Origin of the sequence: Sandaracinobacteroides hominis, assembly GCF_016464365.1 — a bacterium.
Taxonomy (GTDB): Bacteria; Pseudomonadota; Alphaproteobacteria; order Sphingomonadales; family Sphingomonadaceae; genus Sandaracinobacteroides; species Sandaracinobacteroides hominis.
The window spans coordinates 167,261-180,986 of sequence record NZ_JADCUC010000004.1 but is presented as its reverse complement, the minus strand read 5'-3'; the positions used below and the strand labels follow the sequence as shown (position 1 = coordinate 180,986).

Below are 13,726 nucleotides of genomic sequence, written 5' to 3'. Positions count from 1 at the left end.
GATGAGCGGTTAGACGAAAGACGTCTGACGCACCGCGCACGCCGGCAGATGAGCGCCAAAAGGGATGAATGGAACCACATTGATGTCGATTACGCCTGAATGGGCTCAGGACGCTCCCGGCCAGACGGAGGAAATCGAAGGCATCGACCCCGAGACTGGAGATGGCTGGGGCGACTACCCGCTTGATGCCGTCTTCGTCCGAACCGAGCAACGGACCGTTGGGGAGGTCGTCGCTCGCATTCAGAAGAATCGGTATATTCTCGATCCCGACTTTCAACGCGATTTCGTCTGGCCCAACCAGAAACAGTCGAAGCTCATTGAGAGCTGCGTCATGCGCATCCCGTTGCCTGTCTTTTACGTCGCAGAGGCGCCCGATGGGCGGATCATAGTCGTTGATGGGCTTCAGCGGTTGACGACGTTCGCACGGTTTCTCGGCAATGAACTGAGACTGACCGGGTTGGTTAGTGGGGAGAGGGCGGGCTCTCATGAACTTGAGGGCAAAACGTTCGACATGCTGCCCCTGAATCTCCAGGAGCGCGTTTCCGATACTCAACTGACCATGTATATTCTCGATGCGAAGGCGCCTGAACGGGCACGGCTCGACATCTTCGAGCGGGTCAACAGTGGCGCGCAGCTAACGCGACAGCAGATGCGTAACGCGCTGTACAATGGCCCGGCCACGCAATGGCTTAAGCATGCCTCAGAAGGCAAGCCTTTCAAAACGGCGACGGCAGGGTCTCTTGATAGCAAAGCGATGCGCGACAGGGAGGCGATCAACCGCTTCTGCGCCTTCTCACTGCTGGGCTGGGAGAGTTACAAGACCGGCGATATGGACAGTTTCCTCGCGCAAGGTCTGAAGCGTCTGGCTGAACTAAGTGACGAGGCGCGCGCCGAGCTTCGTACTAATTTCGATGCGGCGATGACACTGAGCTTTCAACTGTTCGGTCAACATGCGTTCCGTAAGTCGTTGGCGTCGGAGTATGAAAACGCATCTCGCAGCGTGATCAACATCTCTCTGTTCGAGGTAAGTGCGGTTATCCTTGCCCGCTTTGCGGCGGACGTAGAAGAGTATTCGCATAGGGAGATCACAGAAATCATCGAAGAGCTGGTTCGAAACGATGACTTTGCCAGATCCATCACGTATTCCACCAATAGCACGCAAGCAGTGAAGATGCGTTTCTTCATGCTGGAGAAGGCGCTGGAGGTTTTTGCGGCATGACGCCTCCGATCGACCTTCTCGAGCTCGAAGGATACAAGTGCTTCGAACAACTTCGGGTACCTCTGGCACCTCTCACCCTGTTCACTGGCTTCAACGGAGCGGGCAAGTCCACGGCTTTGCAGCCACTTCTGCTACTCGCCCAAGCTGCTCGCCTCCGCATTTGGGGCGGAGTCAGCTTGAATGGCGAGCTTCCGCTAAACGGGGATATTGTACGCCTGGGCTCCGCGGGCGACGTCATACGCGCTGGTCACACAGGTCCGACGCGGTTCGCGATCGGCGCCGGTGACGAGATGCTTGCTCTCGAGGTCTTCGCGAGAGCGGGTGATCGCGTGCTCCAGGCCAGATCCTTTGCGGACGCGGCGGTGCCCGGTTCGCTGGTGTACCGCCTGGATAGGCTGGTGCACCTCAGTGCAGTCCGCAGCGGACCTTCGGACGCATTTCCTCTCCCTGACCGCAGCGCGGGACAGGTCGCAGACGTCGGCGTCGACGGGCGCTTCGCCAGTCACTGGTATCACGAGTTGGCCGATACTGACGTGCCGCCCGAACGATGCTTCGATGTGGAGCGCGGGACAACATTCCGAAGACAGGTTGACGCCTGGCTTGATCGCCTTGCGCCGGGCGCTAACGCTAACGTGCAGGCGGTGACTGTAGCGTCTATGCTCGCTTTGCAGTTCCGCCTCTCGGAAACGGGCGAATGGCGCCGACCAGCGAATGTCGGCTACGGACTCACCTATGCATTCCCCATTCTCGTCGCGCTGCTCGCGGCCCAGCCGGGGGACATTCTCGTCATTGACAGTCCCGAAGCCCACCTGCACCCCCAGGCGCAGTCGCGGATGGGCAGGATGCTTGCGACGTTCGCCGCAGCCGGTGTGCAACTGCTCGTTGAAACCCATAGCGACCATGTGCTGAACGGCGCTCGGCTCGCGGTCAAGGACGGGGTCATCAGAGCCGAAGACCTCAGTCTCCTGTTCTTCGCCGGCGCCTCTGCTCGCGGGCACGGTGTGACGTCGCCGCGAATTGATAGCGAGGGTCGAATTGACGAATGGCCTGACGGGTTCTTCGATCAGGGCGACAAGGACGTGTCTCGCTTGGCGGGGTGGGATTGAGTGCGTTGGTATCTCAATGACGCGTCGTTGCAGGCTCAGTTCGCCGATTCAGCCAGCTTCGAGGCCGCGCTTCGAGAACTTCTGAGCGCGAGGGCACGCGTGCCGGCGATCAAGCAGAACTTGCGTTCAACGCGATCCTTTCCTGACGCGCTGGCAGGTCCGGCTTTTTCGGTACGGCAGCTTCTGCAGAGGTGCGCTGACCGAGACCTACGTTCTGCGATGTTCAACTGGCTCGATAGAGCTGGGCCGTTCGTGGACGACGACAAACTGCACGAAGAGGATGACTATTTCGAGTTCGCTGATTTGGAGGTAACCGCCACTGGATTAGGAGAGGCCGCCCGGCGGACAAAGGCCAGCGAGGATTGCGCCTCCTACAGCTTTGAAGGCGGCGAAATCGACTTTGCCGTAGACCCACTGGAAGTGGATCACGGACTGCGAGAGGAGCGGTATGGGCGCTATCCGGTGCGGAATCACTGGAGGCCGGAAGCACTCATTCAGCATGCTATTTCGAGTGGTCCGCCGGTTAACTCCTGGCCGGTGCTTGTCGAGGTGGCGCGCACGCGCTTTCCGCACCTAGACATAGCTGACCTACACGCCAATGCCACGCTGGCGCGGGAACCTTTCGAGGCTTCTGTCCGCGACAAAGCCCTTACGCTTATGGGACTGCTAAACACTTACATGGCCGGGCGTCGGGACGATGGTGCCGAAGGGCCGGTCTCCAAAGAGGTGATCGAAGCCCACTTCAAGGGCGAGCGTGCCTATTTCACCGGTGAGTCAACAAGCAACGAGAATAAGTTCAGGCGCGAAATGACCTTCGTTGGACGGGATGGACGCGAGATTTTCGCGCCTTGGCACGGGAAGATCAGTCATCGCTTCTTCCGCATCCACTTCGAATGGCCGCTGGCTCCGGAGCACCGCAGATTGCCGATCCTTTACCTGGGACCGAAGATTACCAAGGGTTGACGATGTGAATGGCCCGGAGAACAGCCTCGCGAATGAACGGTGCGCTGTGGCCATAGCGGGCACGTATTTTGTCCTTCGGCAATGTATGCCTGCCTTCTTCAACCTTCGCGCCAGCACGCTTCACGGAGAGCTCGGGTGTATTGACCCCGACATTCATCACAATGGCGGTGAAACCCTTGGCCCGAGCATCGTCGAATAATTAAAGCTGGGCGGATGCGAAGTCCGTCTGTGTGACAAGATCCCGGCCTATCGTAGCAAAACGCTCAGCAGGTTGCCAGGTGTAACCGTGGTGTGAAGGCCGCCTTGCACTAGCGCATGGTGGCGGATTGATGGCTGCTTCTGATGGGAGCGGCGATGGGCATTGATATCGGTGGTGAGCGGGCGAGTGGTCATACGAGCAGTCATATGAGTGCTCGGATCGAGGTTGTGGCGGGCCGTCGTCGGTGGACGGTGGAGCGTGGCCGCGGTCGTCAGACCACGCTTACTGCCAGGTTACGATGCGCTCAGCTCCCATGGCGCCTCTGGCCACGGATCGCACAGTCCGTCTCGCCAAATTGTATCAGCGTTGATGAAGGGTCTTGCGAAGGCGGGAGCGAGGCGAGTTGCATAGAGCATGGACTTGCAGGCGCCGTTCGCCCCGGCAGAGATAATCATTGTCGGGCTCACGCCTTGCCAGCAGTCTTCTCGCTCACAAGGTTGCCGGCGGCATCGAGACCGACACCGACACCAAGCTGTCGTCGGCGGGCAAAACAGGCTTCCTCATCAGGACCGGGCTGCCCCATCCTGCCGACGAAGCGGTGAAGCCAGAGTTCCTTGTCCTCGGTGGTGAGTTCGTTGGTCTCGCTTTGCCCGGAAAGGGCCGCCGTGATCCGGGCATGATCGAAATTTCCGGATTTCTCGATAGCGCGGCCGATCCGTATCCAATGGGCGACCTGTTCCGCAACCGAGCGGCTCTGCAGTTCGGCTTCCCGCCGCACGACCGTCATAATGTCGTCGGCGAGCTTGACGGATTGGACCATGTGTCACCTGTGCATTGCGAGGTAAGCATTTTGTCACCCGCGCTTCAAGCGCTACGAAATTCCAGAATTTCTGCTTCCTCGTGACGGCGGCGCTTTTCGAGTAGAATTGGTCGCTAAAGTCAGAAGTCCCAAGGTACGATATCCGGGGATTATCGGTGGAGTCGGACGTCGTCTGACTCGCAACGCTCCGTCCCAAAAACGTCAACTGGGACCAAAAAATTCCCACGGAACATTGTTGCCTTGGGCGTTGGTATCAAAAAATCATCGATCACTTTGTCTATTTATATCAGATATATATTAGTCGTTTCAGGTTCCTCTTCTGGCACCAATTCCTTTTACGGGCTGCGCCCGCGTTTCGCGCCGATGGGGCGCGGCGGCCGGTCGGTCTTGCGGCGCGTTGCGCCGGGTTTTGTTGGCGGGCGGGGCCCGCTGGCCCTGTATTGGCTTGGGCGATCGTTGCCGGATGGGGCTGATTCTTCCTTGCTGACGGCTTGCGCGGCGTCTTGGCATTTGCGCGGGTGGGCCGGGCTGCTCTAAGCAGCGGCACCTTCGGCTGAAGAGATTGGCGCACATGAACATTCTTCCACCTGGCGCAGCGACTGTTGGCGTGCCGGCGCGTGCCGGACGCCGGTTCGAGGCGCTGGACAGCCTGCGTGGGGTCTGTGCGCTGATCGTCGTGCTCTATCACTACCCGGTGGCGAGCCATGTGGGGCATATGGCCTTTGTGCGCGGCGGCTATCTGTTCGTGGATTTCTTCTTCGTGCTGTCGGGCTTCGTGATTGCCTGGAACTATGGTTCCCGGATCACCGACGGGGTGCGGCTGGGCGAATTCCTGATCCGTCGCTTCTTCCGGCTCGTGCCGCTGCACTGGTTCATCCTGTCGCTGTATCTTGCCGTGGAGCTGTGGGGGTTGCGCGGTCAGCCGCCGGGTACACCGATGGGCGCAGAAACGGGAAAGACGCTGGAAGGGCTGATCCGCGCGGCGACGATGACCAACAGCTTTGGCATGGACTCGCAGAGCAAGTGGAACATGCCGAGCTGGTCGATCTCGGCGGAATGGTGGACCTATGTCGCCTTTGGGCTGGTGGCGCTGGTGACGGGACGGGCGCTGAAGCTGGGGATGGCCGGCATGGCGTTGCTGGGGGCGGCCGTCTGTGTCGGCTATCACGCGACCATGCATATCGTGCCGGATCACGGCTTGCTGCGCTGCTTCTTCGGTTTTGGCCTGGGCGGCTTGCTGGCGTTGCTGTACCCGGCGGTGGAGCCGCATGTGCGGCGGCTGGGGCCGACTCTGCTGAGCGTGCTGGAGGTGGCGGCGATCCTGGGGGTGGGCGTGTTCGTGGCGCTTTCCTATGACAATGCCGCGTCGTTCCTGGCGCCGGTGGTGTTCACGATCGCCGTACTGGTGTTCGCCGCCGAGGGCGGCGTGGTGGCACGCCGGCTGCACGGGCGCTTCTGGCTGCGGGCCGGGGTGCTGTCCTATTCCATCTATCTTGTGCACCAGTTCGTGATGGCGCGGTATCATGGCGTGCTGGGGTGGCTGGACAGACGGGATATCTTCCGGCTGGATCCGACCAACCCCTGGCACATGGACCTGCAGACCCTGGTGGTGCTGGGACTGGTGTGGGTGGCGGCGGAATGCACCTGGCGGATCGCCGAGAAGCCGGGGCAGCAGCTGGGAGCGAGGCTGGCGAAGCGCTGGCGGGAAGCGTTTGCCTAGGACGTGAACCCCTAAATGGAAGGCGTTTTGATGGGTCAGGCAGGCGAAATCGGCGTTGGCGGCGGCCGAAAGCGGGGCTTTGCCCCCCGGTGAGGACGGCGACGGCGTTGATTTCGCCTGCCTGACCCACCGAAGGCGCGGTTTTCAGACCCGATCCAGCGCTCGCTGCGCTTGCCAGCTACCTTCAGGTAGCCGGTCTGCGCTTGCTCACTCGTCTCGGGGCTGAAAACCGCGTCAAAATGCCTTCCATTTAGGGGTTCACGTCCTGGACAGCGAGTGTGGCAATGCGGGTGGCGGCCTGGGCGAGGCCTTCCGGGGTGAGCGTCAGCGGGATTTCGGCCAGCGGTGCACCGGGGCGGCGGGCCATGCTGCGGGCGTAGGCCGGATCGTAGTGGATGCGCATCAGGTCTGCGGCGAGGGGGAGGAGGTCTCCGGCTTCGGCGAGCGACTGCCAGCGGGCGCGGGCTTCGCGGCTGTGGTTACGGGGCAGGCGGGAGACGGCTTCGAGGAGGGCGGCGCGGTCTGCGGCGATTTCCGTGTAGGTTTCGACGGTGTGGCGGGCGCGGTCTTCGAGGAGGGCGTTGACGGTAATGCGTTGAGCTTGCTGCATCGCGGCCCAGAGGCGTGGGGGGACGGCAAGGTTGCCGATGCGGCTGGATTCGGCCTCGAGGAAGAGCGGGCGGCTGGGGTCGAGCGGTTCGAGCGCGGCGAGGAGGCGGCTTTCCCATAGTTTCTGCGACGGCTGCGGGGCGTTTGTGGCGCCGAACAGGGAACCGCGATGACCGGCCAGCGCTTCGAGGTCCACCGTCTGCTGGCCAATGGCGGCGAGAGCGGACAGGAGGGCGGTCTTGCCGCTGCCGGTGGGGCCTTCGATCAGCATCACCGGCGGAAGCGCCAGCGGTGAATCGGCGGTGTGCAGCGCGGTGACGACGTGGCGGCGCCATGTCTTGTAGCCGCCTGTCAGCAGAGTGACCGGCCAGCCGACCTGGGCGAGCACCGTTGCCATGGCGTTGGAGCGTTGGCCGCCGCGCCAGCAATAGATGAGCGGCTGGAAGCCCGCTTGCTGTTCGCAGAGCGGTGGGGTTTCGAGGTGGGTGGCGATGTTGCGGGCGACCCTGGCGGCACCCAGGCGGCGGGCGAGGAATTTGGAGGTCTGGACGTAGAGGGTGCCGACTTCGGCGCGCTCGGCATTGTCGAGGACGGGGAGATTGATGGCGCCGGGGAGGTGGTCTTCGGCAAATTCGGCCGGGCTTCGGACGTCGAGGATGGCGTGGTGGCGGGCGCGGGCGGCCGGAGAGACGTCGATTGTGGTGCGGATCATGCGCGGACGGTTACGCCTGCCGGGCCGTGCGCTACGCGGCCGACGATGCGGGTTTCGGCGAAGCCTTCGCCCCTGGCGCGGGCGGTGAGGGCTTCGGCCTGCTCGGGGGCAACCGCGATCAGCAGGCCACCGCTGGTTTGCGGATCGGTGAGGAGGTCGCGCCGCCAGAGGGGGAAATCTGCCGGCAGGGTGACGTCGGCGCCATAGCTTTCCCAGTTGCGGGTGGAGGCGCCGGTGCGGATGCCGGCCTGTGCGTGGGCTTCGGCAGAGGGGAGGAAGGCAGGGGCGGCGGCGTCGAGCTCGATGCGGAGGTTGGCGCCGCGGGCCATTTCCAGCGCGTGACCCAGGAGGCCGAAGCCGGTGACGTCGGTGAGCGCGTGGACGCCGGGGGTGTCGGCGAGGTTGGCGCCGAAGCGGTTGAGGCGGGTGGTGGAGGCGATCATCGCGGCATAGGCTTGCGTGTCGAGCAGATCGCGCTTGAAGGCGGCGGAGAGGATGCCGACGCCGAGCGGCTTGGTGAGGATCAGCGTGTCGCCGGGCTGCGCATTGCGATTGGCGAGCAGCTTTTCGGGGTGGACGAGGCCGAGGGCGACGAGGCCGTAGATCGGTTCCACGCTGTCGATCGAGTGGCCGCCGGCGAGCGGAATTCCGGCTTCGGCGCAGATCGAGGCGCCACCTTCGAGGATGGCGCGGATGCTTTCCACCGGGAGCTGGTTCACCGGCATGCCGACGATGGCGAGCGCCAGGATGGGGGTGCCGCTCATCGCGTAGATGTCGGAGAGGGCGTTGGTGGCGGCGATGCGGCCGAAATCGCGCGGATCGTCGACCATCGGCATGAAGAAATCGGTGGTGGCGACCAGGGCCTGCGTGTCGTTCAGGCGCCAGACGGCGGCGTCGTCGGAGGTTTCGGTGCCGACCAGCAGGTTGGCAAACGGCTGGGCGGCGGGCATTCCGGCGAGAATGTCCTGCAGGACCGCAGGCGCCAGCTTGCAGCCGCAGCCGCCGCCGTGGGAGAGGCTGGTGAGGCGGGGTGCCGTCACTTCGCTTTCTCTGTGGAGAGCCTGCTCATGAGGATGGCGGCGCGCTTCGCCTGCTTCGAGATGCTGTCGAGATCGACGGTTTCACCGGGCGCGTGGCTGCCGCTGCCCGACGGGCCGAGGCCGACCAGGCCGTCGACATCGCGGGCGACGAAGCCGATGTCGCCGGCGCCGCGCTTCAGCGGGTCGAGCTCGGGCATTTGCGGCAGGCCCATATCGGCGTTGACGGCATTGAGGCGGGCGAGCAGGGCGCGGTTGCCCTCGGTCGGGGCCATTGGCGGATAGCCTTCCTGGAACTTGATCGCCGCAGTGGTGCCGGGGCTGTTCCTCGCGACGATGGCCTGCATTTTAGCCCGCACCCGCTGGGTCTGCTCGTCGGAGAGGGTGCGGAAATCGCCGATGGCGTAGGCGATTTGCGGGATGATGTTGGATTTGCCGGTGGCCGTGCCGCGGGTGCCTTCGTCTGCGAGCACGGCGGTGTCTCCGCCGGAGACGAGGCCAACGTTGAAGGTGAGGCTGGGCTCGGGGAGCTCGGTGCGGAAGGCGGTGAGGATGCGGCTCAATTCGAAGATGGCGCCGTCGCCCGTGCGCTGGGTGAAGATGCCGCTGCTGTGGCCGGCGCGGCCGGTGGTGGAAAGTTCCCAGGTGTTGGACGAGCGGCGGGCGATGGAGCCCATGTCCTGGCCATTTTCGCGGGAGAGATTTTCGAAGTCGAGCGCGGCGTCGGCGCGCTTGCCGGCGGCGATCAGCTGGGCGCGGGCGGCGCTGCGCGGGGTGCCGGCGTCTTCCTCGTCTCCGGTCAGGGCGATTTCGATATTGGCGTTCTTCAGCGTGCCGGCGGCGTGCATCGCCTGCAGCGCGGCGAGGATGACGGAGATGCCGCCCTTGTCGTCGCCGACGCCGGGGCCCGTGGCGATATTGCCCGCGCGGCTCCATGTCTGAAACGGGTGATCGGGCTCGAACACGGTGTCGAGGTGGGCAATCAGCAGGAGGTTCTTCGTGCCCTTCCTGCCTTTGTGAACCGCCGTCAGATGGCCGGCGCGGGCAGTTTCGGGGGTGGGGGTCCAGGTGACGGTGAAGCCCAGCTTCTCAAGCTCCGGGCGGACCATGTCGGCGACTTTCTTCACGCCTTCCAGGTTCAGCGTGCCGCTGTTCTGGTTCACCATTTTTTCGAGGAAGGCGATCTGCGCTTCGGCGTTGGCGTCGACCGTTTCGATCATCTTCTGCTCGGCCGGGCTGAGCGCGGCGGCGGCCGGCGTAGCAAGCGCAAGGAGGGAAACGGCGAGCAGGTGGCGGATCATGATTGCCCTTTTTCAGGATGCGGAAGGCCCGGTTTTCTGCGCATGGCGGCCCCGGATCAAGTGCGGGGCGACCTGTTCGGCGGGGGTGGCGCCCTGCGCCTAGAAGTGGAAGGTGACGTCGGCGCCGATCATGTTGACGTTGCCGGTGTTGCGCGAGCGGATGTGGCTTTCGATAGCCGCCGGGGTGCCTTCGAAGAAGCCGTCGGCGCGGTCGAGATTTTCGGCGGTGACGAAGACATGCGCGTAGGAGGCGCGGACTTCGATGCTGTCGCTGGCGTGCCAGCTGAGACCGGTGGTGAGCCAGGTGCGGTCGCCATCCGGCACGCGCGTGCTGCGGAACATGTCGGTGGTGGGGGTGGCGTCCATCGCGATGCCGACGCGGGCGGTGACCTTGTCGGAGAAATCATGCGCGCCGCCGAGGCTGAAGCTCCAGCTGTCCTTGTAGTTCTGCGGCGAGGTGACGGCCGTCTGGCCGTCGACGTTGACGCGGATGGCGTCGAACACCGACCAGTTCACCCATTCGGCACTGCCCAGGATGCGCCAGCCCTCTGCGGGCGACACCATCGCCGAGAAGGTGAGGCTGTCGGGCATGGTGATGGGGGCCTTGCCGTCGCGGTCGCTGTTTTGCGCGGCGAGCGGGCCGAGCAGGCCGGAGATCTGCAGCGAACCATCAAGCGTGTGCTTCACGCGGCTGCGGTAGTGGATGCCGAAGCGCATGGTTTCCAGGTCTGCGAGCACGCCGAGGTTCCAGCCGACGGAGACATCGTCGCCCTTGATGCGCAGGAAACCGTCGGGCTGCAGCGGCGACAGGTTGGGGAGCGCGTTGCTGAGATCCGCCTCGATATACTGGATGTCGAGACCGGCGCCGACGGACAGGAAATCGTTGATGCGGTAGGCGACCGAGGGCTGGACATTGTAGGTTACCAGTTCGGACCTGAGGCTGTCGTAGCGGCCGAACCAGCCGTCGTCATATTCGACCTTCAGACCGAAGGGGGCGTTGATGCCCATGCCGAGCGACAGCCGATCCGAAACGGGCATCACCGCATAGAGGGTGGGGATGAGGATCACCGGATCGAAGGGGTTGCCGCCGTTGCCGCCGCCGGTAGGGACGGCCGTGGGGACACCGGGGATGGTGCGGGTGGTGCCGGTGTCTGTCTGGCCGGAATTCACGAACAGCAGGTGGGCGCCGCCGGTGACGGTGAACTTGTCCAGCCGTGTCATGCCGGCCGGGTTCGCCCAGACGATGGAGGCGGAATCGGCCATCGCCGCATCGCCTGCAAAGGCGCGGCCAAGCGCGCCGGGCGAGGTTTCGCGCAGGGCAAAGCCGCTGGCGTGGGCGGGGGCGACGATGAGGACGGATGCGACAATCGCGGCGGCAAACGCGCCCTTGAATGGACGATACATTGCAGAAACTCCTGTGGCCCGCCCCTGTGCTCCGGTTATGCCCCGGTTGCGACCGTTAACGGCTTTCGTCAAGCATTCAGTGGTAGGTCAGCTCCGTTGCCTTGCCCCGGAACACCCAGTGCGCGAGCACCGAATAGGCGAGGATTACCGGCAGCACGAAGAGCGTGCCGATGAGGATGATGGAGAGGGCTTCAGGCGCGGAGGCGGCCTGGGCGAGGGTCAGTCTATCCGGCACGATATAGGGGAAGAAGCTGTAGGCGAGACCGAGGAAGGCGAGCGTGAAGAGCAGCGCGGCTGCCGCCAGCGGCAGCCAGTTCAGACGGTCTTGCGGGAGCGGCAGCTTGCGCAGGAAGCTCCAGAGCCAGAGGAAGATGCCGCCGGCGAGGACAGGCAACGGCGCCAGCCAGAGCAGCTGCGGCAGCTCGAACCAGCGTTCGAAGACGCGGGGGGACGCGAGCGGCGAGGCAATCGAGATGGCGGCAAAGCCGACGCCGACCGCCAGCAGGGTGATTTCCGCCCAGTGGATCGCCTTGCGCTGCAGGACTCCGGTGCTTTTGTGGATCAGCCAGCAGGCGCCCATGAAGGCGTAGCCGGCGGTGAGGCAGATGGCTGTGAGCAGGCTGAACAGGGTGGGGATGAGGCCGTTTTCGAAGCCGAGGATATAGGCACCCAGCATCCAGCCCTGCGTGAGCGAGGCGAGAAGCGAGCCGGCGAAGAAGAGGAAATTCCAGCGCGGCTTCTTGTGTGCGGGGGCCTTTACCCGGAACTCGAAGGCGACGCCGCGCAGGATGAGGCCGATCAGCATCAGCGCCACCGGCAGGTAGAGCGCGGTGAGGATGATGCCGTGCGCCAGCGGGAAGGCGACCAGCAGCAGGCCGATCGCCAGCACCAGCCAGGTTTCGTTGGCGTCCCAGAAGGGGCCGATGGAGGAGATCATGCTGTCGCGGTGCTCGTTGGACTGGCCCAGCGAGAGGATGCCGATGCCGAGGTCGAGACCGTCGAGGATGACGTAGAGCAGGATGGAAATGCCCATCAGCCCGGCGAAGATGACGGGCAGCCATTCGGCCGGGAGGAACGGGTTCATGGGCGACCCTCCGGCACAGCTTCGGGGGTGAGGACGGGCGGAAACATCTCGCGCTCATCCTCTGGCGGGCCTGCGTCGCCGGCCTTCTTCGCGAGGTGGAAGAGCGTGACGATATAGGCCGCGAGCAGCGCGACATAGGTGGCGAGGTAGAGGAGGAGGGTGGAGAGGACCATCGGCGCCGGCACCTTGGCGACGGCGTCTGCCGTGGTGAGGATGCCGGTGACGAGCCACGGCTGCCGGCCGATTTCGGTGACGTACCAGCCGGCCAGCGTGGCGATCCAGCCGGCGAAGGTCATGCCGACGAGGGTGTAGAGCAGCCATTTGGGCAGCGCCTCGGGGCCGCGCCTGCGCATCAGGAAGCTGCCTGCCCAGGAGACGGCGAGCATCAGCAGGCCGATGCCGACCATGACGCGGAAGCCGAAGAAGACGGGCTTTACCGGCGGGTGCTTGCCGGGGAAATCGTTGAGGCCGGGGACGGTGCCGTCGGCGCGGTGGGTGAGGATGAGGCTGGCGCCGGAGGGGACGGCGATTTCCAGATGGTTCTTGCGCTGCGCCTCGTCGGGCCAGGCGAAGAGGATGAGGGGGACGTTTTCGGCGGTGTCCCAGTTTGCTTCCATCGCTGCGACCTTGGCCGGCTGGTGATGGAAGCTGTTGAGGCCGTGCTGGTCTCCGGCGAAGATCTGGATGGGGATGAGGACGGCGGCGGTGAGGACGCCTGCCTTCAGCACCTTGGCGACGGCTTCGGTCTGGTCTCCGCGCAGCCAGCGCCACGCCGATACGCCCGACAGCAGGAAGGCGACGGTGAGGCCCGAGGCGAGCAGCATGTGGATCAGGCGATAGGGCATGGAGGGGTTGAAGACGACCGCCCACCAATCGGCGGCGTGGACGACGCCGTCGCGGATTTCGTGGCCGGTGGGGGTCTGCATCCAGCTGTTCAGCGCGATGATCCAGAAGGCGGACAGGGTGGTGCCGCCCGCCACCAGCAGCGTGGCGCCGGTGTGCGCCCAATCGGGAACGCGGCGGAAGCCGAACAGCATGATGCCGAGGAACACCGCCTCCAGGAAGAAGGCGGTGAGGACTTCATAGGCAAGGAGCGGGCCGGCGACATTGCCGACCTTTTCCATGAAGCCGGGCCAGTTGGTGCCGAACTGGAAGCTCATGGTGATGCCGGAGACGACACCCATCGCGAAGCTGAGGGCGAAGACCTTCACCCAGAAGCGGTAGGCTTCCATCCAGGCGAAGTTTCCACTGCGGTTGTAGGCGAGCTTCATCCCCAGCAGCATCCAGCCGAGCGCGATGGTGATGGTGGGGAACAGGATGTGAAAGCTGATGTTTGCGCCGAACTGGATGCGCGAGAGGAGCAGAGGACTGAGCTCTGACATCATGGTCTCCGGTGGTTGTGCTTCGCCATTTTGGGGATGCTGGGCCTGTGGGCGCGCGGACGCAAGGCCTCATGGGGTCGCAGCCCGGAACCCGATGGGTTCGCAAGCGCGACTGCGCGCCCGAGCTTATGCGAGACGGCGGGCGCATCCCTACAAGCAGATACAGCGCC

The 13,726-nt window shown here is 64.2% G+C and carries 11 protein-coding genes; 4 read left to right on the top strand and 7 right to left on the bottom strand.

The genetic code is table 11. The annotated features are described in order from the left end of the window. The first annotated feature begins 82 nt into the window (after positions 1–82). From IM784_RS10325 to IM784_RS10315, 3 genes are all read left to right on the top strand, one after another. The gene (locus IM784_RS10325; protein ID WP_199555245.1) at positions 83–1,219 is read left to right on the top strand and encodes a DUF262 domain-containing protein; all 1,137 of its coding nucleotides are present in this window, start codon (positions 83–85) and stop codon (positions 1,217–1,219) included. After that, the gene (locus tag IM784_RS10320; RefSeq protein WP_199555244.1) at positions 1,216–2,325 is read left to right on the top strand and encodes an AAA family ATPase; all 1,110 of its coding nucleotides are present in this window, start codon (positions 1,216–1,218) and stop codon (positions 2,323–2,325) included. Before IM784_RS10325 ends, IM784_RS10320 begins: the two co-directional genes overlap by 4 nt. 219 nt (positions 2,326–2,544) lie before the next feature. After that, positions 2,545–3,288 (top strand): hypothetical protein, encoded by a 744-nt coding sequence (locus tag IM784_RS10315; RefSeq protein ID WP_199555243.1) that lies wholly within the window; start codon positions 2,545–2,547, stop codon positions 3,286–3,288. Positions 3,289–3,950: 662 nt separating this feature from the next. On the opposite strand, the gene IM784_RS10310 is transcribed toward IM784_RS10315, so the two are convergent. Beyond that, positions 3,951–4,307, bottom strand: a complete 357-nt coding sequence (locus tag IM784_RS10310) for a TA system antitoxin ParD family protein (RefSeq protein WP_199555242.1) — start codon at positions 4,305–4,307, stop codon at positions 3,951–3,953. Between the two features lie 571 nt (positions 4,308–4,878). Between IM784_RS10310 and IM784_RS10305 the strand changes: the two genes are divergently transcribed. Further along, entirely contained in the window at positions 4,879–6,027 is a 1,149-nt protein-coding gene (locus IM784_RS10305) for an acyltransferase family protein (RefSeq protein WP_199555241.1), read from the top strand. 250 nt (positions 6,028–6,277) lie between these two features. On the opposite strand, the gene mnmH is transcribed toward IM784_RS10305, so the two are convergent. The 6 genes from mnmH to IM784_RS10275 form a co-directional block, all read right to left on the bottom strand. Continuing rightward, positions 6,278–7,348 carry a tRNA 2-selenouridine(34) synthase MnmH gene (mnmH, locus tag IM784_RS10300; RefSeq protein ID WP_199555240.1) on the bottom strand — a complete coding sequence of 357 codons (1,071 nt, stop codon included), beginning with the start codon at positions 7,346–7,348 and terminating at the stop codon, positions 6,278–6,280. Continuing rightward, complete coding sequence (gene selD / locus IM784_RS10295) at positions 7,345–8,388, bottom strand: selenide, water dikinase SelD (RefSeq protein WP_199555239.1); 1,044 nt, start codon at positions 8,386–8,388, stop codon at positions 7,345–7,347. The genes mnmH and selD overlap by 4 nt, the downstream gene beginning before the upstream one ends. After that, complete coding sequence (locus tag IM784_RS10290; protein WP_199555238.1) at positions 8,385–9,686, bottom strand: M20/M25/M40 family metallo-hydrolase; 1,302 nt, start codon at positions 9,684–9,686, stop codon at positions 8,385–8,387. The genes selD and IM784_RS10290 overlap by 4 nt, the downstream gene beginning before the upstream one ends. Positions 9,687–9,785: 99 nt before the next feature. Then, positions 9,786–11,090, bottom strand: coding sequence for an OmpP1/FadL family transporter (locus IM784_RS10285; RefSeq protein WP_199555237.1), 1,305 nt, complete (start codon positions 11,088–11,090; stop codon positions 9,786–9,788). Between the two features lie 76 nt (positions 11,091–11,166). Then, a complete protein-coding gene (locus IM784_RS10280; protein ID WP_199555236.1) occupies positions 11,167–12,174 on the bottom strand; it encodes a cytochrome d ubiquinol oxidase subunit II in 1,008 nt (335 codons plus the stop codon). Continuing rightward, complete coding sequence (locus IM784_RS10275; RefSeq protein ID WP_199555235.1) at positions 12,171–13,559, bottom strand: cytochrome ubiquinol oxidase subunit I; 1,389 nt, start codon at positions 13,557–13,559, stop codon at positions 12,171–12,173. Before IM784_RS10275 ends, IM784_RS10280 begins: the two co-directional genes overlap by 4 nt. Between the last annotated feature and the right edge of the window lie 167 nt (positions 13,560–13,726).